Origin of the sequence: Nocardia sp. NPDC004568 (assembly GCF_040609955.1) — a bacterium.
Taxonomy (GTDB): domain Bacteria; phylum Actinomycetota; class Actinomycetes; order Mycobacteriales; family Mycobacteriaceae; genus Nocardia.
This window is the reverse complement of the sequence record NZ_JBEXLL010000048.1, coordinates 1-26,548: the sequence shown is the minus strand read 5'-3', so window position 1 is coordinate 26,548 and position 26,548 is coordinate 1. Positions and strand designations below refer to the sequence as shown.

24 protein-coding genes and 1 pseudogene are annotated in these 26,548 nt (G+C 70.0%); 14 read left to right on the top strand and 11 right to left on the bottom strand.

From position 1 onward, the window contains the following. The first annotated feature begins 100 nt into the window (after positions 1–100). On the top strand, positions 101–298 hold the full coding sequence (locus ABZV91_RS21005; protein ID WP_355244141.1) for a hypothetical protein: 198 nt from the start codon (positions 101–103) through the stop codon (positions 296–298). A 14-nt stretch (positions 299–312) separates the two neighbouring features. On the opposite strand, the gene ABZV91_RS21000 is transcribed toward ABZV91_RS21005, so the two are convergent. Beyond that, positions 313–993 (bottom strand): DNA alkylation repair protein, encoded by a 681-nt coding sequence (locus ABZV91_RS21000; RefSeq protein WP_355244214.1) that lies wholly within the window; start codon positions 991–993, stop codon positions 313–315. 317 nt (positions 994–1,310) lie between these two features. Beyond that, complete coding sequence (locus ABZV91_RS20995; RefSeq protein WP_355244138.1) at positions 1,311–1,604, bottom strand: hypothetical protein; 294 nt, start codon at positions 1,602–1,604, stop codon at positions 1,311–1,313. Between the two features lie 170 nt (positions 1,605–1,774). On the opposite strand from ABZV91_RS20995, the gene ABZV91_RS20990 reads away from it, so the two are divergent. The 6 genes from ABZV91_RS20990 (at position 1,775) to ABZV91_RS20965 (ending at position 8,174) form a co-directional block, all read left to right on the top strand. Further along, positions 1,775–3,010 carry a helix-turn-helix transcriptional regulator gene (locus tag ABZV91_RS20990; protein ID WP_355244135.1) on the top strand — a complete coding sequence of 412 codons (1,236 nt, stop codon included), beginning with the start codon at positions 1,775–1,777 and terminating at the stop codon, positions 3,008–3,010. 159 nt (positions 3,011–3,169) lie between these two features. Then, entirely contained in the window at positions 3,170–4,180 is a 1,011-nt protein-coding gene (locus ABZV91_RS20985; protein ID WP_355244132.1) for a hypothetical protein, read from the top strand. Continuing rightward, entirely contained in the window at positions 4,165–5,151 is a 987-nt protein-coding gene (locus ABZV91_RS20980; RefSeq protein WP_355244129.1) for a hypothetical protein, read from the top strand. The genes ABZV91_RS20985 and ABZV91_RS20980 overlap by 16 nt, the downstream gene beginning before the upstream one ends. 27 nt (positions 5,152–5,178) lie before the next feature. Further along, the gene (locus ABZV91_RS20975; RefSeq protein ID WP_355244126.1) at positions 5,179–5,661 is read left to right on the top strand and encodes a hypothetical protein; all 483 of its coding nucleotides are present in this window, start codon (positions 5,179–5,181) and stop codon (positions 5,659–5,661) included. Positions 5,662–5,668: 7 nt separating this feature from the next. Then, the gene (locus tag ABZV91_RS20970; RefSeq protein ID WP_355244123.1) at positions 5,669–7,393 is read left to right on the top strand and encodes an asparagine synthase-related protein; all 1,725 of its coding nucleotides are present in this window, start codon (positions 5,669–5,671) and stop codon (positions 7,391–7,393) included. A 37-nt stretch (positions 7,394–7,430) separates the two neighbouring features. Then, complete coding sequence (locus ABZV91_RS20965) at positions 7,431–8,174, top strand: hypothetical protein (protein WP_355244120.1); 744 nt, start codon at positions 7,431–7,433, stop codon at positions 8,172–8,174. A gap of 60 nt (positions 8,175–8,234) precedes the next feature. Here the strand turns inward: ABZV91_RS20965 and ABZV91_RS20960 are convergent, their stop codons facing one another. After that, positions 8,235–9,146 carry an SDR family oxidoreductase gene (locus ABZV91_RS20960; RefSeq protein ID WP_355244211.1) on the bottom strand — a complete coding sequence of 304 codons (912 nt, stop codon included), beginning with the start codon at positions 9,144–9,146 and terminating at the stop codon, positions 8,235–8,237. Between the two features lie 2 nt (positions 9,147–9,148). On the opposite strand from ABZV91_RS20960, the pseudogene ABZV91_RS20955 reads away from it, so the two are divergent. Both ABZV91_RS20955 and ABZV91_RS20950 read left to right on the top strand, forming a co-directional pair. Next, positions 9,149–10,004 (top strand): annotated as a pseudogene (locus ABZV91_RS20955) (helix-turn-helix transcriptional regulator). 150 nt (positions 10,005–10,154) lie between these two features. Then, complete coding sequence (locus tag ABZV91_RS20950) at positions 10,155–10,787, top strand: PAS and ANTAR domain-containing protein (RefSeq protein ID WP_355244209.1); 633 nt, start codon at positions 10,155–10,157, stop codon at positions 10,785–10,787. Positions 10,788–10,877: 90 nt separating this feature from the next. Here the strand turns inward: ABZV91_RS20950 and ABZV91_RS20945 are convergent, their stop codons facing one another. Together ABZV91_RS20945 and ABZV91_RS20940 are read right to left on the bottom strand one after the other, a co-directional pair. Next, on the bottom strand, positions 10,878–11,732 hold the full coding sequence (locus ABZV91_RS20945) for a Bax inhibitor-1/YccA family protein (protein WP_030522203.1): 855 nt from the start codon (positions 11,730–11,732) through the stop codon (positions 10,878–10,880). Between the two features lie 324 nt (positions 11,733–12,056). Further along, positions 12,057–13,181, bottom strand: coding sequence for a protein kinase (locus tag ABZV91_RS20940; protein ID WP_355244116.1), 1,125 nt, complete (start codon positions 13,179–13,181; stop codon positions 12,057–12,059). A 235-nt stretch (positions 13,182–13,416) separates the two neighbouring features. On the opposite strand from ABZV91_RS20940, the gene ABZV91_RS20935 reads away from it, so the two are divergent. Further along, the gene (locus ABZV91_RS20935) at positions 13,417–14,208 is read left to right on the top strand and encodes a hypothetical protein (RefSeq protein WP_355244113.1); all 792 of its coding nucleotides are present in this window, start codon (positions 13,417–13,419) and stop codon (positions 14,206–14,208) included. Positions 14,209–14,248: 40 nt separating this feature from the next. After that, complete coding sequence (locus ABZV91_RS20930; protein ID WP_355244206.1) at positions 14,249–15,787, top strand: DNA polymerase Y family protein; 1,539 nt, start codon at positions 14,249–14,251, stop codon at positions 15,785–15,787. A 60-nt stretch (positions 15,788–15,847) separates the two neighbouring features. On the opposite strand, the gene ABZV91_RS20925 is transcribed toward ABZV91_RS20930, so the two are convergent. Together ABZV91_RS20925 and ABZV91_RS20920 are read right to left on the bottom strand one after the other, a co-directional pair. Continuing rightward, a complete protein-coding gene (locus ABZV91_RS20925; RefSeq protein WP_355244110.1) occupies positions 15,848–16,378 on the bottom strand; it encodes a hypothetical protein in 531 nt (176 codons plus the stop codon). 158 nt (positions 16,379–16,536) lie between these two features. Continuing rightward, positions 16,537–17,160, bottom strand: coding sequence for a hypothetical protein (locus ABZV91_RS20920; RefSeq protein ID WP_355244108.1), 624 nt, complete (start codon positions 17,158–17,160; stop codon positions 16,537–16,539). Positions 17,161–17,329: 169 nt separating this feature from the next. On the opposite strand from ABZV91_RS20920, the gene ABZV91_RS20915 reads away from it, so the two are divergent. Continuing rightward, positions 17,330–18,487, top strand: coding sequence for a methyltransferase (locus ABZV91_RS20915; RefSeq protein WP_355244106.1), 1,158 nt, complete (start codon positions 17,330–17,332; stop codon positions 18,485–18,487). A 6-nt stretch (positions 18,488–18,493) separates the two neighbouring features. Here ABZV91_RS20915 and ABZV91_RS20910 read toward each other — a convergent pair whose 3' ends face one another. Then, positions 18,494–19,150 carry a response regulator transcription factor gene (locus ABZV91_RS20910; protein WP_355244103.1) on the bottom strand — a complete coding sequence of 219 codons (657 nt, stop codon included), beginning with the start codon at positions 19,148–19,150 and terminating at the stop codon, positions 18,494–18,496. A gap of 586 nt (positions 19,151–19,736) precedes the next feature. Beyond that, positions 19,737–21,206, bottom strand: coding sequence for a PspC domain-containing protein (locus ABZV91_RS20905; protein WP_355244100.1), 1,470 nt, complete (start codon positions 21,204–21,206; stop codon positions 19,737–19,739). 160 nt (positions 21,207–21,366) lie between these two features. Between ABZV91_RS20905 and ABZV91_RS20900 the strand changes: the two genes are divergently transcribed. Then, positions 21,367–22,950 carry a PspC domain-containing protein gene (locus tag ABZV91_RS20900; RefSeq protein WP_355244098.1) on the top strand — a complete coding sequence of 528 codons (1,584 nt, stop codon included), beginning with the start codon at positions 21,367–21,369 and terminating at the stop codon, positions 22,948–22,950. Continuing rightward, the gene (locus ABZV91_RS20895; RefSeq protein ID WP_355244095.1) at positions 22,943–23,188 is read left to right on the top strand and encodes a hypothetical protein; all 246 of its coding nucleotides are present in this window, start codon (positions 22,943–22,945) and stop codon (positions 23,186–23,188) included. The genes ABZV91_RS20900 and ABZV91_RS20895 overlap by 8 nt, the downstream gene beginning before the upstream one ends. 57 nt (positions 23,189–23,245) lie before the next feature. On the opposite strand, the gene guaA is transcribed toward ABZV91_RS20895, so the two are convergent. Next, positions 23,246–24,817 carry a glutamine-hydrolyzing GMP synthase gene (gene guaA, locus ABZV91_RS20890; RefSeq protein WP_355244092.1) on the bottom strand — a complete coding sequence of 524 codons (1,572 nt, stop codon included), beginning with the start codon at positions 24,815–24,817 and terminating at the stop codon, positions 23,246–23,248. Between the two features lie 213 nt (positions 24,818–25,030). After that, positions 25,031–26,212, bottom strand: a complete 1,182-nt coding sequence (locus tag ABZV91_RS20885) for a GuaB3 family IMP dehydrogenase-related protein (protein WP_355244089.1) — start codon at positions 26,210–26,212, stop codon at positions 25,031–25,033. Between the last annotated feature and the right edge of the window lie 336 nt (positions 26,213–26,548).

The following is a 26,548-nucleotide window of genomic DNA, read 5'->3' as shown; positions in this document are numbered from 1 at the left end:
CGTCCGCCGTGCCGGCGACGGATATGCCACAGTAGGTTTCGGCCTCGAGCACAGGGGCCGAAACGGGAAAAACCGGTGGGCGGGCCGTATCGACGGGGGGTTGGATCGCACCTATGGCCAGGCCTCGATCACCCGAGGTTCCAATGTGGAATTCCACATGGTCAGCAGGACCGGACGCGACTACGGCCACTACGGCACCCCCGACGAGGTGTTGTTCCTCCGCGATACATCATTTTTCGTGCACAACGTGATCCGACTACCCGACGGCAAGACTGTGGTCCAGATGGCCGAGGTCTGACGGACACCCGGTCACTACTGCTGCCGACGCACCATCCCGGTGATCCAGACGGGCGCGAACGGCGATGTGCAGCCCGGGGAAGTCGGGTAGTCCTCGAGGACCTTCAGGCGCTCACCGATATCGATCGCCCGGGCGCGATACTCGGGGTGCTCGATACCGATCTGGGCCAGGCAGGTGTTCATCGCCCATTGCAGGCGGCCCGGGGCCTCCTTCATCTCCGCTTCGATGGTGTCGAGCAATCCGGGCAGGTCGAGCCCCTCGGGATCCTTCGTCACACGTTCGGCGGTCAACCCCCACCCGGCGCTCGCCACCACCGGGTCCGGATCATCGAACCAGGCCAGACGCAGTTCTTCGGTGTGCGGGTTCTTCTTCACCACATAGTTCACGAGCCAGTCGTGCACCTTGGGCGTCCGCGCGTCACGCAGCATGGCGTCCAGTTCGTCGCGACCGAACGCTTTCGGGCGGCAGATCAACAGCGCCAGCAGCCGCGCCGAGGTGTCACCGGTCTCCCACAGTCCGCGCGCGAGTTCCTGCTGGGTCTTCAGTCGTTTCGCGACCGCGCGCAGCCGGGTGAGGTTCACGCCGTGATCGTCACCGTGCTTCTCGTTCACCGCGCGGATCTTCGGGTCCTCGAGATCCGCCAGCTCGGCCAACACTTCGGCCACGCTCGTCTCGGTCGGCGTCGTGGGGGCCACCTCGGTCTCCTGCCTGTCGGCTGCGGGATACAGCCTAGAACCGGATGCGCCCGCGGTCCCCGTAACCAGATCGGCGATCCATCCGACCGCGCGCCAAGCCGGTGTTTCCTCGGCCTCCCGTGCACTGAGGTGCGGGATCACGACCACTTCGGCAGCGTGGTCGAGCGCGTACTGGACGGCGATCCGCGCCGCGAGTTCCGGCCCGGTGTCGGTGTACACCGTGTAGACCACCCGGAGACCATGCGCCCGGGACAGCCGCTCGATCTGCGTACTGTCGCAGCCCGGCCGGCACAGCACGACCGCGCGCCTGCCAGAAGTCACCCGCGCGCCTCGGCGGCGTACTCGGCAGCCGCCGCGTAGCGCGGGCAGCGGTGCGCGGCGTGCACGTCCATCACCTGGTGTGCGTGCGCGTAGCCGCGGATCGGTTCCCGCGAGCGGCAGTGCGCGGTGGGCTGGTCTACGGGTAGCGCTCGAAGCCCCTCCGCCAACCGGCGCAGAATCACCGGATCGTCGGTGACCCAGTGACGGCCCGCCTGCCACAGCCGTAGCGTGGCGGCCATGGCGAGATTATGCGGAGCGCGGGTGGGCAGGGACGGTGACTCCTTACGCATCAGGACCTCATCTCGTAGTCGCAGTGGCACGCGGCCCGCCCGCTCTTCTACGGCAACGTTTCGATCGGACGGCCGGACAAAGGTAAGAACCTGTCTGCTGTTCCAGGGGTACGGTTCGTACCCCTCCCCGCTACGCTTGGAACACAGGATCACCAGCGAAAGGGGCTGCGGTGGCGATCAATTCCGGTGTGAATACACCAGTCGGTATCAGAATCAAAAGATTGCGAGAGAGGGCCGGTATGTCCCGGCCTGTTCTCGCCGGACTGCTGGGTCGATCGACCGAATGGCTCAAAGCCGTCGAGAACGGCCGCTTACAACCGCCTCGGCTACCGATGCTGCTGCGGATCGCGCGAGCACTGGAACTGGACGATCTCGCCCAACTGACCGGCAACGGACACGCCGTTCCGGTCTCGGTATTCGCCGGTGAACAGCACAGCGCTCTGTCCAGTGTGCAATCGGCCCTGACCGATTACCGCCTGGCCCCACCGACATCTCCGCCGAACATCCGCCACCTCGAAGAACGACTGCGGCACGCCTGGACCATTCGCCATTCCAGCCCGGACCATCGAACTCAACTCGGCGCGCTCCTACCTGATCTGATCAAAGACGCCCAGAATGCGGCACGGATCGAGGGAACCGGCCGTAGGCAGGCCCGCCGTGTACTTGCCGGCGTCTACCAGCTGGCCGATTTCTATGTGGCGTATCAACCCGCGACGGAACTGGTCTGGCTGGTGGCCGACCGCGCCCTGTCCGAGGGATACGCCGCGGACGATCCCTACGTGATCGCGTGCGGAGCGTGGGCGATGACCCAGGCATTACGTGACTCGGGCCGCTGGGAAGAGGCGATCGCGCTGGCCCGCACCGCCGCCGAGCAGCTGGACCCGTACCTGGATCGCGACGAAACTCCGGATGATTGGCGCGGCATCCACGGTGCCCTGTACGCGGAGGTCGCCTATGTGCACGCTCGCCGTGGCCGATATGGCGACGCCTGGGCGAACTGGGAGAAAGCCGATCTGACGGCGCGATCCCTCGGCCCGGACTATCGGCATGTACAGACCTCTTTTTCGGTGCCGGTGATGTCCGCGCACGCGACGACGCTGGGAGTCGAATTGCGCAGACCGGGCGAGGCGGTGCGGTCCGCGCATGCGTTCGATGCCGATCAGATCATCTCGGTCCCCCGTCGCAGCAGGCATTTCATCGAGGTTGCCCGAGCCCATTTCCAGCGAGAGGAGTCGGTCGCCGCACTGGCATTGCTGGACAAGTCGGCGCGCACGGCTCCGGAAACAATCCGCTACAACGGTTATGCCCGTCAGATTCTGCACACGCTGAGGGAGAATCCACCTTCGGGTATGCGCGCCGATGTAAACGACCTGTGCGAACGGGTCGGGATCGCCCCGGCGGCGTGAGTACCAGGCACCGCTGTCGATGTACCCGGCGATCGTCGTGGAACCACCGATTGCCGGTCGGTGAATTCGGTGGGCCGGAGGCGCCGAACGCCCAGGTCGTCTTGAATTCGAAGCGCATACCCCTCGCGCGATCTCGGCCGATCGACGACCATTGGACAGGTGATCTGCCCGCATTGCGCGAAGAGTCTGTTGCGCCGCGAGCGCACCGGACGGCGGTGTCCGGCGTGCCGGCGGGAATTCGCGCTGGAGCCCAAGGAGAGCCCGGCGCGGATGCACGATCTGCGGATGCGCCGCCTGGCCGAAAAGCTGAGTGACGGGGGCGATCTGCGCTACACACCCACTCAGCTGTGGTACGCGGCCACGCGGCGGGATGTGCCGAGGGTGGACCGCGGTTACCACGCCGCGCTCGGTTGGTCGTGCGGGATCATCGTGGTGGGCGGGTTCATCTGTGTGGTCAGCGGTGCCGTCCCGGCGTTACCGGGAATCGCCACCGGGCTGCTTCTGCTGATCGTGGTCCCGCTGCTGCTGACGTTCGCGAAACCGTGGTTCCGGCGGCGGACCACGGTGCGGATCCCGGTGGAGCCGCACCGATTCCGCACCGAGGTGCTCGACCGCTGGGCACACATATACGGCGGACCACCGCCGGGTCTGGTGGCCGAGAACATTCCGCTGCCCGCGGTGCCGCGACCACGACTGGCCCTGCTGTGCGGCGACCGCTCGGTACTCGCCTGTCTCGCCACCAACAACGCCGCCGAGGTGTGGGGGATGGCACTGGCCGATCGCGTGGACCGGCTACCGCCGCAGGTGCCGGTACTCGTGTTGCACGACGCCGGCCTGCCCGGCATCGGATTCGGTGCCCGCGCCCGGGACGCGTTGGGCTCCCGCGCGGTACTGATCGGGCTCTCCGCGAGGTCGGTGCTCGCGGCCCGGTCGGCGGTGCGGTTACGGGAGCTGCCGGATCCGGCGGCACCGCCCGTACCCGAGTGGGCTGCCGGGTCCGCCGCCGAGCGGGATTGGCTGGCCGGCGGCTGGTGGTCACCGGCCGCTGCGCTGCCGCCCGCGCAGCTGCTGGGCGTGGTGGCGCGCGGTGTCGAACGAGTACCGGAGGCCGCCGATCCGGACCGGCGGCGGGCCCGCGAGATCGGCTTTCTGACATGGCCGAGCGGGTGACGCCGGCCCGGTGGACGCAGCGGGTTCTCGACCGGCTGCTACCGATCGCGGCGGCCGGAGCCGCGGCACCGAGCGGCCTCCGGTTCACCGAACGCCAGCTCTACTACGAACTCTGCCGGCTGCTCGCCCCGATGCCCCGGCTCCCGCGCCGGATCGCGTTCACCGTGCCGGCGCCGTTGTCCTTCGCCGCCTTCCACACCGCGCTGACCCGGCACGGCGGGGTCCCGGGGCTGCTCGCACCGGCGCCGGCCCGGACCGTGCCCCCGGGAGCGCATACTCCCGAACCCGACCTGTTCGACTACGGTCTGCCGCGCCTGCTCCTCTGCGAATCGCACAGCGTCGCGCAGATGCTGCGTGCCAACGGTCTACCGATGGAATCCGCGACACCGGTGCTCAGCGCGGCCGAACTGCCACTGGACTCCGGCGTGGCAGCCATGCTGGCGCGCGGCGGGGGGTGCGTCCACGTGCTGCACCAGGCGGGGGCGGCGGGTCTCGCTTTTCCCGCCCGCGCGGGCGAACTCGCCGGGATACCCGCGGGGGTGCGCGTGGTTCCGCTGGGGCTGCGGCCCCGGCAGGCCATGGGACTGCACCTGTTCCACCTCGACGGTCCCCCGGTCGATCCGGGAGGACCCCCGGGGGTCCCCTCGGCGCCGGATGCCCCGGGCCCGGTTTTCGATGGCCGCGGATCGGTGCCGCGGGGTTCGGGGGCGGTCGGGCCGCCGGAAGTGGCCGGCGGTGGGCCCCTGCCGGCCGCGGACCATCCGGGCGGCGAGCCCGGGCCCGGCTTCCTGGACGAGCGGGAACAGGCCTGGTTGCGGCGCGGCCGGATCGTCGAACTCGAGGCGGTCCATCCCGCCGTCCTGCTGCGCTCGGTACATCGCCTGGTCCGCGGCGTACGCACCCCGCCACCGCCATCGACCCGGTTGCGACACGCTCGCCGCAGCGGGTTCCTGACCTGGCCCGCCGCCTGAGCACCCGTCGCACGAGAGGAGGCCACTGTGGCCCGATACCAGCAGCTCGCCTATACCGATGAGCTGCTCGCCGACGACACCGTGCACCGGCGCTACGCCGACGGCAGGCAGGAGTGGCGGCGACGCGGCCCGGGCGACACCGTCACCTGGCAGGACGACCGGGGTGATTCCGGGATCGACGAACCGCTGGGCCGCCGGATCGTCAAACGCACCCGACGCGACGGCTCGATCCGCTACGGACGCGAATCCGGTTACGGCCGGACCCTGTGGAGCGACGGCGTGCTGACGGTCAATCGCTCGTCCTTCAACGGCAGGCTCGGCACGATCCTGGCCGGTGTCGCGGGTGGCGCCCTGCTCGGCGCGCTGGTGATGCCGCCGATATCGCTGAGCCCGGAAGAGGAAGAGGAACTGCGCAACCAGGCGGCGCAGTCCGGCGGCGGTGGCGGCGAGGCCGACGGCGACTACGGCGACTGGGGCGACGGATACGGTGACGACGACGATTTCGGGTGAGTGCTGAATGTCTCGATGGTGTGCGTTCCTGACCGGCGACGATCCGTCCGGCCATCTGCGGGCCGTCGGCGCCGAGCCGGTCACTGCCCGCGACGGGCACGCCCTGGGTCTGCTCGACGAGCCGGGTACCGCGCGCGGGCCCTTCGTCGCCGGCGAGTTGACCGCCGTCGGCGAGGTCACGCTGTTCAACGCCGACCGGTTACGCGCCCGCCTCGGCGCGGCGGCCCCACGACCCGACCGGCCCGACGGTGAACTGCTTCTGCACTGCTACGCCCGGCTGGGCACCGCGGGCCTCGCCGCCGCCGAGGGCATGTTCGCCCTCGCCATCGTCGATGGGCCCGACCTGGTGCTCGCGCGCGACCATCTGGGCGCCCGCACCCTCTTCCACGCCCGTTCGGCGGCGGGCTGGGCCGCCGCGACCTCGTTACGTACGCTGAGCCGCTGGCCCGCCCTGCGCACCGGGCTGCACCTACCCGCGGTGCGTTCCTTCCTCACCTTCGCCTACCTGCCCGGGCGCGAAACCCTCCTGCGCGATATCCACGAGGTCCTCCCCGGCCGCTGTGTGCGGCTGCGCCCGGACAGCTCCTCCGCGGAGCACACGTTCTGGGAGCCGCGCGAGACCACGGACGCGCGGCCGGTCGACGAGCACGTCCTGAGGCTTCGTGCGCTACTGGAAGACGCTGTGGCCCGGCGGCTTCCGGCCGGTGAGCCGGTCGGTGTGCTGCTGTCCGGCGGGATCGACAGCAGTCTGGTCACCGCGCTCGCCGCGAAATCGCACGATCAGGCCGTACACACCTATTCGATCGGTTTCGGCGACGCCGTTCCGAACGAACTCGGCTACTCCGGTCTCGTCGCGACACACTGCGGTACCGCGCACCGCGTGCTCACGGTGCCCGGCGCGACCGTCGCCGCCCGGCTGGCGGATACGGTGGGCCTGCTGGACTGTCCGGTCGGCGATCCGCTCACCGTGCCGAACCTCATGCTCGCCGAAGCCGTCGCCGCCGACGGAATCCGCGTCGCGCTCAACGGCGAGGGTGGCGATCCGGTTTTCGGCGGCCCCAAGAACCTGGCGATGCTGATCTCCGAACTGTCCCGCACCGACCCCGATCCCGATGCCCGCGCCCGCGCGTACCTGGACAGCTACCGCAAATGCTACGGCGATCTGCCCGCCCTGCTGACCCCGGAGACACTGTCCGCGCTGGAAGCGGCACCGTCCCCGATCGAACACGTTGCTCCCTACCTGCGCCAGGGCCGGATGACCGGCCTGCTCAACCAGTTACTGCACACCAACCTGCGCACCAAGGGCGCCCACCACATCCTGACCAAGGTGGAGCGCCTGACCGCCGCCAGCGGGATCGAAGGCCGCGCCCCACTGTTCGACCGCGCCGTCGTCGATCACTCCTTCGCCGTCCCGCCCACCGCGAAACTCGCCGGCACCCGCGAGAAATGGATCCTCAAGGAGGCCGTGCGCGATCTGCTGCCGTCCACGATCGTCGACCGCCCCAAGAGCGGGATGCGGGTACCGGTGCAGCAGTGGCTCGCCGGCCCGCTCCGCGATCCGGTCCACGACCTGCTGCTCGGCCGCGCCGCGCGCGATCGCGGCCTCTTCCGGCAGGACACCGTACGCGCCTGGTTGCGCGGCGAGGGGGCCCTGCTGCCCCGGCAGGGCGGCAAGCTGTGGCTGGTGCTGTCGCTGGAATTATGGCTTCGTTCGTTCGACGTGGGGCCGTGACCGCCGTCCGCACGTCCGGTACCGAGGAGTCAGCCCGATGACCGAACCCCGCATCAAGAACCATGCCGACGACGAGAACGAGATCCACGACCTCGCCGAATTCCGGGACGCGGGCCGCAATGTCGTGACACCGGTGGCGCGGTTCGCGCCCGAGGTGGCCGGGGTCGTGGTGGACGCGTTCGCGCGGATCGTCCGGACCGCCAAGGCCACCCGGGCGGCGAGCACACCCGACGCCCAGGGCATCGTGCGCGCGCAGACCTTCGAAGAAGGCGACGTCTACCTGCTGGAGACCCCTTTCGAAGGCTTCTTCGCCGATCGCTACCTCATGGATTTCTACGACGCCGCCGAACGCGGCATCTGCTCGCGGATGCACCTGCACACCGGGCTGCGCTTCGTCCGCATGATGACCGGCCCCGGCACCCATATCCGGGTCGGCGCGCTGTCCCCCTTCGTCGTCACCGATGTCCCCGGGGTGACGCCTTTCCGGCCGGAATGCTTCACCGACGACCTGCCCGACACCCCACCCGGCGTGCACCGCACCCGCTACAACCTGATCGTGCCGCCGTGCTCGTTCGTGGATATGCAGATCCCCCGCGGCGTCAGCCACCAGTTCAATGCCGTCGGCCCGAACGCGGTGATCGATTCGGTGCACCCGGAGGAGTCGATCGAGGTACTGCGCGAAGGAATGGCGGGCTACAAGATGATGGCCCAGACCGTGTTCCTGGCAGGGGAACTACCGGACGCCGCCACCTGCACCGACCTCACGCCCGGCGAATTCTGAGCGGCCGGCGGAACTCGACCGAGGCGCGCTACGACGACGGCACGCCGATCGTCGCACCGATTACCCCGAGCCCGGCCGAGCCGGCTCGACGGCCGGGAAGGAGGTGTGGGTGAGCTGCTCGGAGATCTGCCAGATGCGTTCGGCGTCGTCCACGCTGCGCAGCCGGGAGTAGAGGGCCTGTTCGGCGGGCGGGCCGGACAGGTGCCGGAAACCGCTGGGACCGTAGAGGCGGGCGCCACGCGCGTCCGGTGCGGTCGCGGCCACCAGGGCCGGGAGCAGGGCGGTATCGACCGTCCCGAAGAGGATGCCGCGCCGGGACAGCGCGCGGATGGCACGCACGGCGAGGGTGTCCCGAGCGCGGCCGACTTCGGGACGCGCGGCCAGCAGGCTGGTCGGGACGACGCCGGGATGGGAGAGGTTGCTGGTGATCCCCCAGCCCGCGGCCCGGCTCCGCCGATCCAGTTCCAGCCCGAACAGGCCGAAAGCGATCTTGGACTGGCTGTACGCGTGGCGCCCCCGGTAGGACCGTTCCCAGTTCAGATCGTCCCAGTTGATGGCGTTCTCGTTCGCGGCGACACTGATCTGCGAGGTGACGCGCGCGCGTCCCGCGCGCAGCAGGGGCAACAGGTGGGCGACGAGGGCGAAGTGCCCCAGGTGGTTGCTGCCGAACTGCAACTCGAAGCCGTCGGCGGTGGTCTGCCGGTCCGGTGGCGTCATCACCCCGGCGTTGTTGACCAGAATGTGGATCGGCCGGTTCTCGCCGCGCAGGGTGTCCCCCAGTGCGGCGACCGAGTCCAGTGACGACAGGTCGAGGTCCCGCAGGGACACAACCGCTCCCGGATGCCGCCGTTCGATCTTCGCGACCGCCGCTTCGCCCTTGCGCGGATTGCGGACGGGCATCACGACGATCCCAGGTAGCCGGGCGGCAGTCCGGGCAGACTGAACAGCACCGGACCGATAAGGAGGAAGCAGCCGTGATCGATCGAGCGGGGCTCGCCGAGTTCCTCCGCCGCCGGGAGTCGCTGCAGCCCGAAGACATCGGTCTCCTACGCGGGCAACGGCGTAGAACCGCCGGTCTGCGCCGCGAGGAGGTCGCCACGCTCTGCCACATCTCCACCGACTACTACAGCCGGCTGGAGCGGGCACGCGGACCGCACCCGTCCGAGCAGATGATCGCCTCGATCGCACAGGGCCTGTACCTGTCCCTCGACGAACGCGACCACCTGTTCCGCCTCTCCGGGCACAACCCGCCCCCGCGGGGCGCCACCAGCGAGCACATCGGCCCCGGACTGCTGCGCATCTTCGACCGGCTTCCCGACACACCCACCGAGATCGTGACCGAACTCGGCGAACACTCCGGCAGACCCCGCTCGGTGTGGCCCTCACGGGCGATACCACCCGCTACACGGTCCGGCCCGCAGCATCGGCTACCGGTGGTTCACCGACCCCGCCACCCGGGCCCTGTACCACCCGGACGACCACGCACTGCACTCTCGCGTCTTCGCCGCCGGGCTACGCAAGATGGTCACCCTCCGGGGGCCCGGATCACGCGCCGCTCACCTCATGGACCTCCTGCTCGACCGCAGCGAAGAATTCCGCACCGTCTGGGACCGGCACGAGATCGGCATCCACTACAACGGTGTCAAACGCTACGCGCACCCGGAGGTCGGCGCCCTCGAACTGACCTGCCAGACACTCCTCGACCCCGAGCAGTCCCACCTGCTCCTCGTCTACACCGCTGTCCCCGGCAGCGAGAGCTACGAGAAACTCCAGCTTCTCTCCGTCATCGGCGCCCAGCGGATCGCCCCGGGGGTGCCTCCGGCCGGGTGAGCGGACGCGCGGTGCGGCCGGCGAACGGTTCGCGTTCTGTACACATGCTGTACATCGGCGGACAGCTCGTCGATCGTGTTCTCGCCCAGCGGCGACATACAGGAGAATGAGCGGGTGAGGAAGGAAAGTGTTTCACAGGACCCGGAGCCGATGGTCCCGGTGCCGCGGCGCACGGGCAGTTTCCGCTTCTGGCTGGCCGAACAGCGCTGGGAGTGGTCCGACGAGGTCGCGGCCCTGCACGGCTACGCGCCGGGTGAGGTGGAACCGACCACCGAGTTGCTGCTGGCGCACAAGCATCCCGAGGACCGCGGCGGGGTCGCCGATACGTTGGCGATGGTGGTGAGCACGGGTGCGCCGTTCAGCAGCCGCCACCGCCTCATCGATACCGCCGGCCAGGTACACCACGTACTGGTCGTCGGGGATCAGATGCTCGATGACACCGGCGCGGTGACCGGCACCACCGGCTATTTCATCGACATCACCGACACTCTCGGCGAAGAGCGCCAGGACGCCCTGGACACCGCGATACCCGGGATGGTCGCGGCGCGGGAGCTGATCGAGCAGGCCAAGGGCGCGGTGATGACGATCTACGGGATCTCGGCCGAACAGGCCTTCCGGGTGCTGATCTGGCGGTCGCAGGAGACCAACACCAAACTCCGCGATCTGGCCGCCGAACTGGTCGCCGCGGTGGTCGAGTTCGGCGGTGCCGAAACATCCACCCGGACCCGGTTCGACCATCTCCTGCTCACAATCCACGAACGATCCGGCCCTGAGCGCCCGTGAACTCACGGGTTCGATATCGCAGTACGACCGCTCGGACACGAAACGGCCCCCACCGGAGTGGGGGCCGTTTTCATGCGGACGCGGTCGCTACTAGTCGCTCTGGAAGTAGCTCAGCAGGCGCAGGATCTCCACGTAGAGCCAGACCAGGGTGACCGTGAGGCCCAGGGCCACACCCCAGGCGGCCTTCGGCGGGGCCTGGGCGCGGATGAGCTGGTCGGCGGCGTCGAAGTCCAGCAGGAAGCTGAACGCGGCGATGGCGATGACGACCAGGCTGAAGATGATGGCGATCGGGCCGCCGTCACGCAGGCCGAAGCCGCCGTCGGTGAAGAAACTCGCGATCAGGTTGCCGACCACCAGCACCAGGATGCCGATCATGGCGCCGATCAGCATGCGGGTGAATCGCGGGGTGACCCGGATGGCGCCGGTCTTGTAGACGACGAGCATGCCGGCGAACACACCGAAGGTGCCCAGGATGGCCTGGCCGATCATGCCCGCGCCGCCCGCGCCACCGAAGCTGATATCGGTGAACATGAACGACAGGGCGCCGACGAAGACGCCTTCGGCGACCGCGTAGGAGAGCACCAGCGCCGGGTTGTCGGCCTTGTTGCCGAAGGTGGCGACCAGTACCAGGACCAGGCCGATGAGACCGCCGCCGATGACGAACAGCGGCGCGAGGCCGTTGTTCGCACTGGTCAACAGGTAGGTGACCAGCGCGGACAGCGCGAGGACACCCAGCGTGATACCGGTCTTGGTGACCACATCGTCGATGGTCAGCGACCGGGTCGGCGCCTGCGGGTAGGGCTGCTGATACTGCTGCGGGTACTGCTGCTGGTTGCCGTACTGGTAGCCCAGCTGTCCCGCGCCGGCGGCAGCCGAGCCGAAGCTCGCGTAGCCGGTTTCCTGCCGCGGCAGATTCTTGAATACCGGATTGCTTGTGGCGCGCACCGCAAATCCCTTTCTCGGAGTTCGTTGGCCATACCGGAGCACGACCGTCGGCTCGAGCTGTTACTCGATATCCAACTGTCCGTCCAACGATCACGACCCCCGGTGGAGTTCCCGGGCGAGACGACAAGACAGACAAACCGGACCTTACCGCCGGTCGGGCCCGGATGGACCCCGGACCGGGATACCGGTCGGCGGTGGCTGCCGCGCACGACCTCGCCGGATGCCGATACCGGCTGCTCACAGGGTGTCGAACCCCATTATCCGGGGGACTCGCCTATCACCGGGACGCCGTCTCGGGAGCGTACGTCTCCGCCGCGAGGTGCGCTACATCACCATCACGAGGATCACGATGATGATGAGCAGTCCGATCAGCAGTCCGATGGTGACGGCCACGGTCGGGCTCAGCTGTCGCGGGCCGGGTCGCGGGGCGGGAACCGCGACCGCGGCGGGGCGTGGCGGCTGGGGCTGCGCGCGCCGGGGCAGCGGGCCGGAGCGCGGACTGCGCAGGCCGGCGGCGGAGTTGCGGGCCGCCCAGGCGGGGATGGTGCCGTCCTCGGTCCGCACCGGGGCGCCGAGGATATTGCTCGCGGCGCCGGGACCGAAAGCGGCGGCGAGGATCTCGTCCCGCGCCTCGGCCATGGTGGGGCGACGCTGCGGGGCCGGTTCCATCATGTGCAGCAGCGCCCGGGTGAGCACGCCGCTGCGACTCGGCGGAATGATCTGCGCCATGGCGGCGCGCTCCACGATGGCGCCGGTGTCGTCGTCCATCCCGAACGGCGGCTGCCCCTCGATGGCGGTGTAGAGAGTGGCACCGAGGGAGAACACATCACTGGCGGCGGTGGGCTGGGCACCGCGCGCGACCTCCGGCGGCAGATAGGCGGGCGTACCGGTGATCATGCCGTCCGGTTCGTCGGCGGCCTCGGTGATATTGCGGGAGATACCGAAGTCGCTCAGCTTCGCCATACCGACCCCGGGCCCGCGATCGGCGACGAGGATATTGCCCGGCTTGATATCGCGGTGCACGATCCCGACATGATGCGCGGCGGCCAGCGCGTCGGCGACCTGGGCGCCGATCTGGGCCACCTCGATCACCGGCAGGGCGTTCACCAGGGCGAGCGCCCGGGCCACACTGCGCGAGGGCAGATGTTCCATCACCAGCCAGGGTTCACCGGCCTCGATCACCACGTCGTAGACGGCGATGGCGTGCTCATGGGACAGCTTCGCCGCGACCCGGCCCTCGTGCACGATCTGATCACGGACCCGCCGGGCCTGGGCCTCGTCCATACCGGCGGTGGACAGCACCTGCTTGATGGCGACCTCGCGGTCCAAGAGCCGGTCACGGGCCTCCCAGACGGCTCCCATACCGCCACCGCCCAGCTTGGACTGCAGGCGGTATCGGCCGGCCACCAGATAGTCGGGGCCGACGATGGGACGGGGGCGATCGATCATGGGTGTGAGACTAGCCGAATTCGGTGGTAGCTGGCCGGATTCGGAGCCGGACCGCGTCGTACGTGACTTCGTTCACCACAGCGGGCCGCCACCCCGCCGGAGGTACTTCCGGGGGCGGGTTTCAGCCGATAGTCTGTCGAATGTATGTTCGAACCAGGAGTTAGCTGGATCGGTGCCGGCCACTTCGGTGCGACCGGCCGTTCGTCCGGCGTCCGTCGCGGAAGTGGGTGAAAGTATGACGGCACGGCCACCGAAGGCGAGCGGCGCCCAACTGCGGCAGCTGGCGCAGTTGCGGCGCGCCCGGGCAGCGAACGGCGGCTGCGTACCCGGCCCCTCGGCCGCGCCACGCGGCGAGAACGGTCTGTCCGCACCGGTGGCGCCGGCGACCGGCCTGCGACGGGAGATCCTGCCCGTACCTACGGCCCTGGCACCCCTGCTGCCCGAAGGTGGCCTGGTCAAGGGCAGTGTGGTGGCCTACACCGGCGCCGGGTCGTTGCTGGCCGGGTTGCTCGCCGCCGTCACCGGACCGGGCGGGCACGCGGCCACCGTCGGGCTGCCCGGGCTCGGTCTGCTCGCCGCCGCGGAGATGGGTGCCCGGCTGGATCGGATCGCGGTGGTCGCCGACGCGGGCCAGGACCCGGTGGAGGTGGCGGCGGTGTTGCTCGACGGTATGGAACTGGTGGTGCTCGGCCTCGGTGGCGCCGCGATCCCCCCCGCCCGCACCCGGGTACTCACCGCGAAGGCCCGCGGCAAGAACGCCACCCTGATCGTCACCGGCGGCTCCTGGCCGGCTCCGGACCTGAACCTGGAAGCGAGGGTATCCGGCTACACCGGGCTCGGGACTGGCAGTGGGCGTATTCGTTCCATCGGCCTCGACGTCGAGGTCCGCGCCAAAGGCGGTGTACCGCACCGCGGCCGACTGATCGCTCGCCCACTCGCCGGCCGGGTGGAGTGGATCGCGCCGGTCGTCGCGGAAGCCGGCGAGGGCCGCACACCGGAACGGCAGGAGCGGTCGGTTGCCTCCTGACCGGTCCGCACCGGGTACCGCCCGCGGCGGCCCCCGGGTCATGGCGGTGTGGTGCCCGGACTGGCCGGCGGTCGCGGCGGCGGCGAGCGCGGGGCTGCCGCCGGAACAACCGGTGGCGGTACTCCACGCGAACCGGGTGGTCACCTGCTCGGCCGCCGCCCGCGAAGCCGGGGTGCGCCGCGGTATGCGCAAACGCGAAGCCCAGGGCCGCTGCCCGGAACTCGTAGTGGCGCAACAGGACCCGGACCGTGATGCCCGGCTGTTCGAACCGGTCGCCGCGACCGTGGACACCCTCGCCTCCGGCGTGGAAGTGCTACGGCCCGGTCTGCTGGCCCTGTCCGCCCGCGGTGTGGTCCGCTACTTCGGTTCCGCCGAGGCCGCGACCCGCCGGGTACTCACCGCGCTGGCCACCGCCGGCGTGGAGGCGCGGGTGGGTATCGCCGACGAACTACCCACCGCGATCGTCGCCGCCCGGCACGGGGCCATCGTGGCCCCGGGGGGCGACGCCCGGTTCCTGGCCCCGCTGCCGATCGCGGAGCTGGCGGCCGAAGCGGGCCCGGCGGCCGCGGAACGGGCCGCGCTCATAGATCTGCTGCACCGGCTGGGCCTGCGCCGGCTCGGGGATTTCGCCGAGCTGACACCGGCCCAGGTGACCTCCCGATTCGGTACGGACGCGATCCTCGCGCACCGCGCGGCCCGCGCCCTACCGGAACGCCCGCCGGCGCCGCGCCGGCCCGCACCGGATCTGGAGGTCCGGCTCCCCTGCGACCCGCCCATCGACCGGGTCGATCGGGCCGCGTTCGCCGGGCGGCTACTGGCCACCCGACTCACCGCGGTGCTGTCGGCCGCCGCGCTGGCCTGCACCCGGCTCGAGATCCGCGCCGAAACCGAAACGGGCGAGAACCTGTCCCGGGTCTGGCGCTGTGCCGAACCGCTGACCGCCGACGGCGTCGCCGACCGGGTGCGCTGGCAGCTGGACGGCTGGCTGACCCGGCCCCCGGACGGCCGCGCCGGCGGACCGATCATCCTGTTGCACCTGGTGCCGGTGGAGGTGGTGCCGGCCGGCGCCCTGCAACTGGGTCTGTGGGGCGATACCGGATCGGGTGACGAACGCGCGCTACGCGCCCTGGTCCGCGTCCAGGGCCTGCTCGGTGGCGACGCGGTGCAGGTGGGTGTGCTCAGCGGCGGACGCGGGCCGGCCGAACGGGTCACCATGGTCGCGTTCGGCGACGAACGCGCCCCGCGCACCGATCCGGCGCCACCCTGGCCGGGCCGGATCCCCGAACCCGCCCCCGCCGTGATCATGCTCGACCGTCCACCGGTCACCCTGGAATCCGCCGACGGCGCACCGGTGCGGATCACCGAGCGCGGCGGTTTCAGCGGACCCCCGGCGCGGCTGCGCTGGGGAAAATCCAGCTGGCGGCTCACCGCCTGGGCCGGCCCCTGGCTACTGGACGAACTGTGGTGGTCGCCCGGATCGGCACCCAGCGCCCGCGCGCAAGTCGAACTACCCGGTCCGCACAGTCTGCTGCTGTTCGCGGAGAACGACCGGTGGTATGTGGAAGGGCTCTACGATTGACTTCCTCCCGGCCCTGCAGGACGGGGCTTCCACGCTACGGAGATCGGGTGACCGCCGCGCTCAGTATCCGTCGCAGGCGTCGAACGCCGCGTCCTTGTCCGCGTTGAACGTATCGATCTGCCCGTTCACCTCTTCGACCGAGGCATTGCGTTCCAGCAGGTCGGCCAGTGATCTCAGATTGTCGCGGTAGGTGCGCATCGGAGTGGAGACATCGTTGGGCACATCCGGGTTCAGGTTCTGATCGATCTTGTCGGCGGTATCGCGCAATGCGGTGATCGCGGCCTGCTTCTTGGGCTCGAGATCGGGGGCCTTGGCGTCACTGGCGTCGATATAGGCGTTGAACGCGTCCACCGCGGGGTTGTTGTTGTCGCGTAGCGCATCGCATACATCGGTGGCGGCGGCCGCCGCGGCGGCGGCACGCGAGGAGGAGGCCGCGGCCGACGACGAGGCGACCTCGGAGGTGTACAGCTGCAACTCGGACTGGTTCACCTGGGCGGTACCGGTCACGGTGTTCGAGCAGGCCGCGATGAAACCACCCGCGATGAGCGCGGTCACAGCGGTGGCGAGACCGGCTCGTTCGAGTCGTCGCATAGGTGTTGAACTCCCCTCGGATGCCCACGACCCCGTATTTTCGCCCCGGCGCGCCGGACATCTGAGCCGCCGGTGCTGTCAACCGTACTGCGTCGAGTCGAATTTCGACCCGCCGGCCTCGCCATTGATGATCAACCGATACCCGGGCGCACCCGACGCTACCCGGAGGCGATATCGATGACCAGGCGGTTCGGCATGGTGGCGCTGGATACCGTGAAGCCCGGCTCGTCGCGGGCAACACCGATGAACGACTGCGTGACCCCTTCGAAAACCGTGGTCCGGTAGACCCCGGCGATCCCGGGAACGGCGGGATCGGTGGCCGGGTCGGGACCCGAGTAGGGCGTCACCCGGCTGTCGAAGGGATAGGCCGATCCGGTGATCCGCACCTCGAGCACCGATTCGCCCGCCACCTCCAGTTCCCGGCCGCTGCCGTCCTGGACCGCCCGCCCGGTGTACCACACGCTCCAGCCCGGTGTGCCCTCCCCGCCGAGTTCGTATTCCACGCGATCGAAACCCGGATGCCTGCTCAGCCGGATATCGGTGACCGTCAGCGCGGCTCCCGGCGAAGCCTCGGCCTGTTTGGGGACCGTATCGTCGGGCGCGGGCACCGCCTCACCCGGTAGCGGCGCGGGTGGCGCCGGCAGACCCGGGGTGTCCACTTCCGAACTCGGCACCGCCGGTACCAGCTCCGGAGAGCTAACCGGTGGTGTGGAGCCGGAGTGGGCACATCCCGCGAGAAGACCCAGCATTGCCACCACTACCAGAACACGCCCGGTACGCATGCGGCCGATGCTAACCGGCGTAGCCGTTGTCCTGCGGGAACACACTCTTTTCCGGTGTGCCATGGACAGCCCGCGCTCCGGCCGGGCCGTGGGGGCGCGCGCGAGCAGCGGACCGGCCATCCGAAGGGGCGGCCGGCGGGCCTCGGCAACGATCTAGCACACTTGACCTGTGCGAGACGTGGAGGACCTACTGGAACGGTTGCGCCGCTATCCGGATGTGGAGGCCGCCAACCTGTACGCCGTCGATGCCGCCGACCGCCTGATTCTCGACGAGGCAGCCGAAGCGCTCGCCGGAGCCGCGGCCGCCCGGGAAACGGTCGCGGTGATCGGGGACGGTTACGGCGCCCTCACCCTCGGTGCCGCCGCCGCCCACGACCTGCACGACATCCGGGTTCACCAGGATCTGCTCACCGGCGAACTCGCCCTGGCCGCCAACGCCCGGGCCCTCGGTCTCACCGACCGTTACACCTCCCACCCGCTGGACGAGACCCTGCTGCGCGGTGCGACCGTCGTCCTGCTGCGGCTACCGCGCGTGCTGGCCGGTCTGGCCGAAATCGCCGAGGCCGTCGCCCGCTACGCGCACCCCGCGGTCCGCGTCTTCGCCGGCGGCCGCGACAAATACCTGACCAAGGCCATGAACGAGGTACTGGCCGAATCGTTTTCCGAGGTGCGGGCCAGCCGCGGCCGGCAGAAATCCCGCACTCTGCTGGTCCGCGGCCCGAAACCGGTGGGCGCGCCGCGTTTCCCGGTGCACGAGCACATCGGCGAGATCGGTATCGACGTGGTCGCGCACGGCGCCGCGTTCGCCGGTACCCGCCTCGATATCGGCACCCGGTTCCTGCTCGAACATCTACGCGCGATGAAACCCGACGCCCGCGACGCCGTCGACCTCGGCTGCGGAACCGGGATACTGGCCGTGGCACTGGCCAGGTCCCGACCGGGGCTCGCGGTGGTCGGCACCGACCAGTCCGCCGCCGCGGTGGCCTCCGCCACCGCCACCGCCGCCGCCAACCAGGTCACCGACCGGGTCCGGGTGGTCCGCGACGACGCGATGTCCGGCGCCCCGGACAACAGCGCCGACCTGGTCGTCTGCAATCCGCCGTTCCATGTCGGTGCCGCCGTGCACACCGGATCGGCCATCAAGATGTTCACCCAGACCGGCCGGGTGCTGCGCCCCGGCGGCGAGCTGTGGACGGTCTACAACAACCACCTCAACCATCGCACCGTGGTCGAGCGCATGGTGGGCCGCACCGAAGTGATGGGCCGCAACCGGAAATTCACCGTCACCCGCTCGGTACGTGGTCTGCACGACCCCACCCACCCTTGACGCCGCTCAGTCGATACGCCGCCGATGCGCCCACCGCGTGAGCGCGTTCCGGTTGGACTGCTGAGTCTTACGGAGCACGTTCGATGCGTGGGTCTCCACCGTCTTCACCGAGATGAACAATTTCTCGGCGATCTCCCGATAGGTGTAACCGCGCGCCAGCAGACGCAATACCTCGAGCTCACGCGGGGTCAGCGAATCCAGCTCCGGATCCAGCGGCGGCTCGGGCACCGGAGACCTGCCGGTGAACGAATCCAGGACGAAACCGGCCAGCCGCGGACTGAACACCGCGTCCCCGCCGGCCACCCGGCGGATCCCGTCGGCCAGTTCGGCACCGGAAATCGTCTTGGTCACATAACCCCGGGCGCCGGCACGGATCACCGCGATCACATCCTCGGCGGCATCGGACACACTCAACGCCAGACACACCGGACCGCTGTCGATCCCGTGCAGCACCGCCACCCCGCCCCCGTCGGGCATATGCACATCCAGCAGCACCACATCGGGTTTCGCGCTGTTGATCCCCGCCACGGCCTCGGCCACGCCGCCGGCCTCCCCGACCACCTCCATATCCGTCTCCCGGCTCAACTCGGCCCGCACTCCGGAACGGAAAACGGCGTGATCGTCCACCAGAAAAACCCGCACGCCCACCCTCTCTGTATTCATGGCGCCGCCTGCGGCGTCGCGGGGTCGAGGCCCCCTAGGGTCTCAACCCTTTGTGGGCCTCGCTGGACTCGGCGCCGGGCGAGGCGGCCGGGTAGGGCGGGGCACCAGTGCCGATTACCGTGCGATACATGGTTCCAGATGCGCGGGGAGGAAGAGATCCGGGTGGAGCCGACCCGGCCGGCGGCGAGGTCGAGTGCCGTCTGGTCCCCAGGCACAGCAGCTATTCCGTAGACGGAGATTTCGGCCGCGGTCCCAGAAGGTCGATCAGATGTTCCCTGCCCCACGCCGCTGACGGAGCGAGCACGCGCCGGTATGAACGCCCGCTGACAGCCGCGGGAAGGTACCGAGTTCGAAGTCGAACCGGCCCGGAGGAACGAGTACATCCACGCTGCGGGCGACAGGGCGGCTGGGTCGGTTCGGATGCGATCGGGCCCCCGACCTATCGGCAGGGGCGACGCGTTCCGGTTTCGCGTGGAGTTCGGTCGGCGTGTTGGCGCCCGCGTAGGCCGAGGCCGGCGGGCGCGGCCGGCCGGTGGGTGGTTCCAGCGGGGCGGGCAGTTCGGCGCGCCCGTCACCGCAGAGTTCATCAGCGGTGACCATTCGGGCGCGCAGGATCGGAGGCGGCCCGGTGCGGTCGGGTGAGGCCTGCGGTGACGACCTCGGTGGCGTCCACCCGGGACAGATCCTGCGGTTCGGGGGCAGGGGTGGGCGCGGCGGCCCGGCGGAAGGCCTGCGCGGGGACGGACTCCACGGTTTCGTCCCGGACTTCGTTCACTTGCTCTTCCGCCTCCGAGGACCCGGAATCGGTTCGCGGCATGATGATGCGGACCTCGGTACCCCGGCCGGGCTCCGAGACGATCTCCACCGTCCCCCCGCGGCGCTCCACCCGGGCGCGGATCGAACGTGCCAGGCCGTGACGGTCCTCGGGGATCGAATCGGGGTCGAAACCCGTCCCTCGGTCGCGGACGAACACGCTGACCTGGTGTGGTTCGGCCTCGGCGAACAGGTCGATATCGGAGACCCCGGCATGTTTGGCGGCATTCACCAGGGCTTCGCGAGTGGCGCCCAGCACCGCGGTGAAATGCTCCTTCGGCAGGCCGGAGCCGCTCTCCGTACCGTCCATCGCCACATCACCCACCGTCACGGGTGTGACCTTCACCCCGTGCTGGTCCTCCACCTCGCCGGCGATGGTGCGCAGCGCGGCGGCGAGACTGGATTCGGCCGGTCCCGAATCGGCGAACAACCAGCGGCGCAGCTCCCGCTCCTGACTGCGCGCCAGGCGCAGCACCTCCTGCGGGTCACCGGCCTGCCGCTGGATCAGGGCCAGCGTCTGCAATACCGAATCGTGCAGGTGCGAGGCGATCTCCTCGCGTTCCTCGTTACGGATCCGCGCGGCACGCTCGGCATTCAGCGAATGCATGAGCCGCAGCCCGAGCGGAACGGTCAGCAGGCCCACTCCGATCAGGGTGGCGGCGACCGCCAGGAGCGCGGAGCCCAGCGAACCCCAGTCCAGCTGGGACAGCACCACCACGGCCAACCCGGTGACCACCAGCGTCACGCCCGCGATGATGCGCGACCAGGTGACCACCGACGGTTTCGCCGGTATGCCGACCAGCGACCGCGGACCGTCGGCGTCGTATTCGCGCCACACCAGTGCCGCGCCCACCGCGATCACCACGATCGGCGCGATCACCCGCGCCGCCGCGCCACTGAACGCCCACGACACCGCCACCGACAGACCCAGTCCGAGCAACGCCAGCCCGATCGCCTGCCGGCGCTCGGTACCGGAGGGGCGACCCGAATCGGTGCCGTCGGGGGTGAAGATCCACAGCAGGCCGTAGGCGACTATCCCGGCCCCCGCCAGCGCGGACAGCAGGACAAAGGCCATCCGCACCTTGAGTACGTCGACAGCGAGGTGGTCGGCGACACCGCCGGCCACCCCGCCGACGATCCGGCCGCCGGAACGGCGCACCAGACGCGGGGTATCGGCACCGGGAACCGCCCCGGACCCGGCAGCGGCCCCCCGCGTGTAGAAGGCAGGTCCGAACGGGCACATACCCTCGATACTGGCACGGGAACCGCACCGGCAGCCATGGGGAAACACCCTGAGATCGGTCTCGGGCCCTCCCCATCGACGGTGCTCAGGAGGTTTTCCGGTCCAACTTCAGGGTTCACCCGGATGTGCGCGCGGGCGCCCCGAGCGGACCATGGGGTCCATGACGAGAACGAGCTTCGGCGATCAGCTGCAGCATATGTGGCAGACCCGGCCGGTTCGGCTGCCCCGGCGGGGCCCGATCGCCGGAGTCGCGGCGGGTTTCGGCCATCGCTACGGTATCGATCCGGTGCTGGTCCGGGTGGCGTTCGTGGTGTCCACCATTTTCGGTGGCGCCGGAATCGTGCTCTACCTGGCTGGATGGCTACTGTTCCCGGAACCCGGGGGCCGCGGTTCCATGGCGGAGTCGCTCACCCGCAAGGACCAGGAATCATCGAATCAGACCAAGACCATCGTGCTGATCGTGGCGCTGGCGATCGCGGTGAGCACGATGGGACCGGTGGGGATCGGGCTCGGCGGCTCCGGTGTCATCGCGCTGGCGCTGATGCTCGCCGGCTGGTGGATGCTGCACATGCGTTCCCCCGAACCACCGCCGCTGCCACCCGGCACCGCCGAACCGGGGTCGCTGGGTAACCCCGCTACGACCGGGTACCCCGGCGCCGTGTTCCCGCAGGGCGGGGTCGATCCCTACGCGCCGCCCACGGACGTGTACACGCCGTACACCAGACTCCCGGAACGCTATATCCCCGACCCGCCGGCCGACATCCCGCAGCCCGCGGCCGAGTCGGGCGGCACCGCCGCCGGATCCGCCGGCGATCCCCCGCCATCGGTGCGCCCACTGCTCACCAAGGGCAGTGACGCGGCCTCCGGTCCCGCGCGGGTCACGGGAACCGGCCGGAGTGGCGGAAGCGGCGATTCCGCGGTCGGCGAGCCCGCCCGGGCCGAGAGCTCGACCGGCGGGTCGACGACTCCCGGCGACCCGGCCGGGGACCGGCCCGCCGCGGGTACGGGCACATTCCGGAACACCCGTCCCACGATCGATATGAACAAACCCGGCACCGCGGAGTTCGAGCGCCGCACCCCGCCCTCCTGGGATCCACTGGGTGTCGCGCCGCTGGCCTGGGATCTACCCGAACCCGCGCCGGCCCGCACGATGGTCGCGCCGGCCGCCGAGCCGCGGCCGCGTTCCCGCTTCACCCCGGTCGTCCTCGGCCTCGCGGTCCTGGCGGCGGCGGCCGCGGGGGCCACGGCCGTGGCGGGGAGCGACTGGATGACTCCGGGGCGGATCGGCGCGATCGCCCTGGCGGTGATCGGGCTGGGCCTGGTGGTCGGTTCGTTCCGGCGCCGCGGCCACGGGCTGCTGCTGGTCACCGCTCCGCTGGCGGCTTTCGTACTGCTCGCCGCGGTGATCGGACCGGTGGACCTGCAGAACTCCACCATGGGCGACCGCACCTGGGCGCCCGCCTCGGCCACCGAGATCCGGCCGGAGTACGAGGTCACCATGGGGACCGGCACGCTCGACCTACGCGGTGTCGACCTCACCGCGGCCCGGACCGTCGATGTCGACGTGCACATGGGTCAGGCGACGGTCCTGGTACCCGAGAACATGAATGTACGCACCGAATGCACCGTCCGGATGGGCGAGGCGAACTGCCCCGACGGGCTGACCGGGCCCGGCGGGGACGCTCCGGTGCTGAACTTGAACGTGCACGTGCGGATGGGCGATGCGGAGGTGCGCCGTGGCTGAACAGCAGACAGGTGACCGAACCGATGGGCGCGCGGCCTGCGGGCGCGCCCGGCGTGGCGGTTTCTCCCCCGGATTGTTCCTCGTGGGCCTGCTGGTGCTCGCGCTGAGCGCTTGGGCGCTGGCCGGCCCCACCGGATGGGGCCTCACCACGATCGTCCCGATCGGCTGGATCGTCGTCGCGGTCGCGATCGTGGTCGGCCTGATACTGGTCGTATCGCCCCGGAGACGCCGCCGCTAGCAAAGCCCGCGTACGAACGGAACCGGCCGGACCTCTACAGGTCCGGCCGGTTCGTCGTCACTCCCACTCGATGGTGCCCGGCGGCTTGCTGGTCACATCCAGGACCACCCGGTTGACCTCCGGCACCTCGTTGGTGATCCGGGTGGAGATCCGTTCCAGCACCTCATAGGGCAAGCGGGTCCAGTCCGCGGTCATCGCGTCCTCGCTCGACACCGGCCGCAGCACGATGGGATGCCCATAGGTGCGGCCGTCGCCCTGCACACCGACACTGCGCACATCCGCGAGCAGCACCACCGGGCACTGCCAGATCTGTCCGTCCAGACCGGCGGCGGTCAGTTCCTCGCGCGCGATGGCGTCGGCCTGCCGCAGCGTCCGCAATCGGTCCTCGGTGACCTCACCGATGATCCGGATCGCCAGTCCCGGGCCCGGGAACGGCTGGCGGGCGACGATCTCCTCCGGCAACCCGAGTTCCCGGCCGACCGCCCGGACCTCGTCCTTGAACAGCAGACGCAGCGGTTCGACCAGCTCGAATTCCAGGTCTTCGGGCAGCCCGCCCACATTGTGATGCGATTTGATGTTCGCGGTGCCGCTTCCCCCGCCCGACTCCACCACATCCGGGTACAGCGTTCCCTGGACCAGGAACTCCACCGTCGGAGCCGCATCGCCGGCCGCCTGTTCGCCCACGACCTCGCCCACCGCGTCCTCGAAGGACCGGATGAACTCACGGCCGATGATCTTGCGCTTCTCCTCCGGGTCGGTGACGCCCTTCAACTCGCCCAGGAACTTGTCCACCGCGTCCACGGTCACCAGCCGGGCTCCGGTGGCGGCCACGAAATCCCGCTGCACCTGTTCGCGTTCTCCGGCGCGCAGCAGCCCGTGATCGACGAACACACAGGTCAGCTTGTCACCGATGGCGCGTTGCACCAGGGCGCCCGCCACCGCGCTGTCCACTCCGCCGGAGAGTCCGCAGATCGCGTGCCCGTCACCGATCTGCTCGCGCACCTGCTCGATCATGACCTCGGCGATATTGGCCGGTGTCCAGGTCGGTGCGATTCCGGCCATCTCGTGCAGAAAGCGGCTCAGCACCTGCTGGCCGTGCGGCGAGTGCAGCACCTCGGGGTGGTACTGCACACCCGCCAGCCGCCGCGCCCGGTTCTCGAACGCCGCGACCGGCGCGCCCACCGTCGTCCCGGTGACCGTGAACCCCGCCGGCGCATCGGTGACCGCGTCACCGTGGCTCATCCACACCGGCTGCACGCCCGGCAGGCCCTCGTGCAGCAGGCCGCCGTCGATATCGAGCTCGGTGCGCCCGTACTCACGGGTTCCGGTGTTGGTCACGGTGCCGCCCAGCGCCTGGGCCATCGCCTGGAACCCGTAACAGATCCCGAAAACCGGCACATCGATATCGAACAGCCGCGGATCGAGCGAGGGCGCCCCGTCGGCGTACACACTGGCCGGACCGCCGGACAGGATCACCGCGAGCGGCTGCTTGTCCGCGATCTCGGCGACCGTGGCGGTATGCGGCACCACCTCGGAGTACACCTTCGCCTCCCGGACCCGGCGGGCGATCAACTGCGCATACTGCGCACCGAAGTCGACAACGAGTACGGGTCTCTGGGAATGCGTCACCCGGATGATTCTAGTGATGCCCCGCCGACGGCCCGAGGTCGGTCACCACCGGGCCCGGCCCGCGTCGACCTGCCGTTTCACGCAGGCGCCGGGGTGGGCGTGCACACACCGGCGCGCCGCGGCCGATCGATGGCCGGGCGGGGCGGATCGAGAGGCCGGACCGGACGGACATCTGCCGGCGATCCGCCCGGGCTCCGGCTCCGGGACGAACGATCAGGCGCGGACGCTCAATCCGACCTTCTGGAATTCCTTCAGGTCGGAGTAACCGGCCTTGGCCATCGAGCGGCGGAGGCCACCGACCAGGTTGAGCGAGCCGAACGGATCGTCGGAGGGCCCGGTGAGGACCTGTTCCAGGCTGGGACGCACCGTGGCGGGGCGAGCCGCGTGACCGCTGAGCAGTTCGTCGGCGAGGTCCCACGGTTCGTCCAGCGACAGCAGCGACCCACGCGGCACCGACGGGTGGGCGGCCGCGGACGGCCAGTACCAGCCCCGGCCGGGGGCCTCGGTGGCCAGTGCCAGCGGTGCGCCGAGCATGGCGGCGTCCGCACCGCAGGCGATGGCCTTGGCCAGATCACCGGAGGTGTGGATATCACCGTCGGCGATGACGTGCACGTATCGGCCGCCGGTCTCGTCGAGATAGTCCCGGCGGGCCGCGGCGGCGTCGGCGATGGCGGTGGCCATCGGTACCCCGATACCGAGAACCTCGCCCGTGGTGGTCGCGCCCTCCTGCGACCCGTAACCGACGATCACACCGGCGGCACCGGTTCGCATGAGGTGCAGCGCGGTGCGGTGATCGCTCACCCCGCCGGCCACCACCGGCACATCGAGTTCGGCGATGAATGTCTTCAGGTTCAGCGGTTCACCGTCACCCACGTGTTCGGCGGAGATGATGGTGCCCTGCACCACCAGCAGGTCGATTCCGGCCTGCAACAGACCCGGGGTCAGGCTCTGGGCGTTCTGCGGGCTGACCCGCACCGCGACGGTGACGCCACCGGCCCTCACTTGTGCGACCGCGGCGGCGAGGAGATCGGGCTGCATGGGGGCGGCGTGCAGTTCCTGCAGGAAGGCCACGGCCCGCTGGTAGCTACCCTTGTCCGCGAGTTCCACCAGCTGCTCGATCTTGTCGGCCACGTCCGCGTGCCGCGCCCACAGACCTTCGCCGTTGATGACGCCCAGACCGCCGCGCCGACCCATCTCGACGGCGAACTCCGGCGAGACCAGAGCGTCGGTGGGGTGGGTCAGGAACGGAATATCGAACCGGTACGCGTCGAGCTGCCAGGCCAGCGAGACCTGACTCGCCGAACGGGTCCGGCGCGACGGAACGATATCGATATCGTCCAGTTCGTAGGTCCGGCGAGCCGTCCTACCCATTCCGATCTCGACCATATCGCGCACGAAATAACTCCTGTGTCGGTGGCGCGCTGCCGCGCGTGGGTTCTCGGCCCCTCGCCACACGTTCCGCGCTCACGAGACCGCGCCTGCCGCGCCTACGTTTCGAGAGCGAAAACGCGGAACGGGCAGCGACCCGGTGTGGACCTCGGGAAACGAGGCGCCGATGTCATGGTTTCACCTGGTGAACCGCGTAATTACAGGTAAACCTTACAGTGTCTCCCGGCGCGCCTTCGGTGCGCGGGGGCTGTGTTTTCGGCGCGCCTTCGGCGCGCGGGGTCGAGGCCCCCTTGGTCTCGCCGTTTCGGCCTCGAGACTTGCGCTTCGCGCGGACGCGGGGAG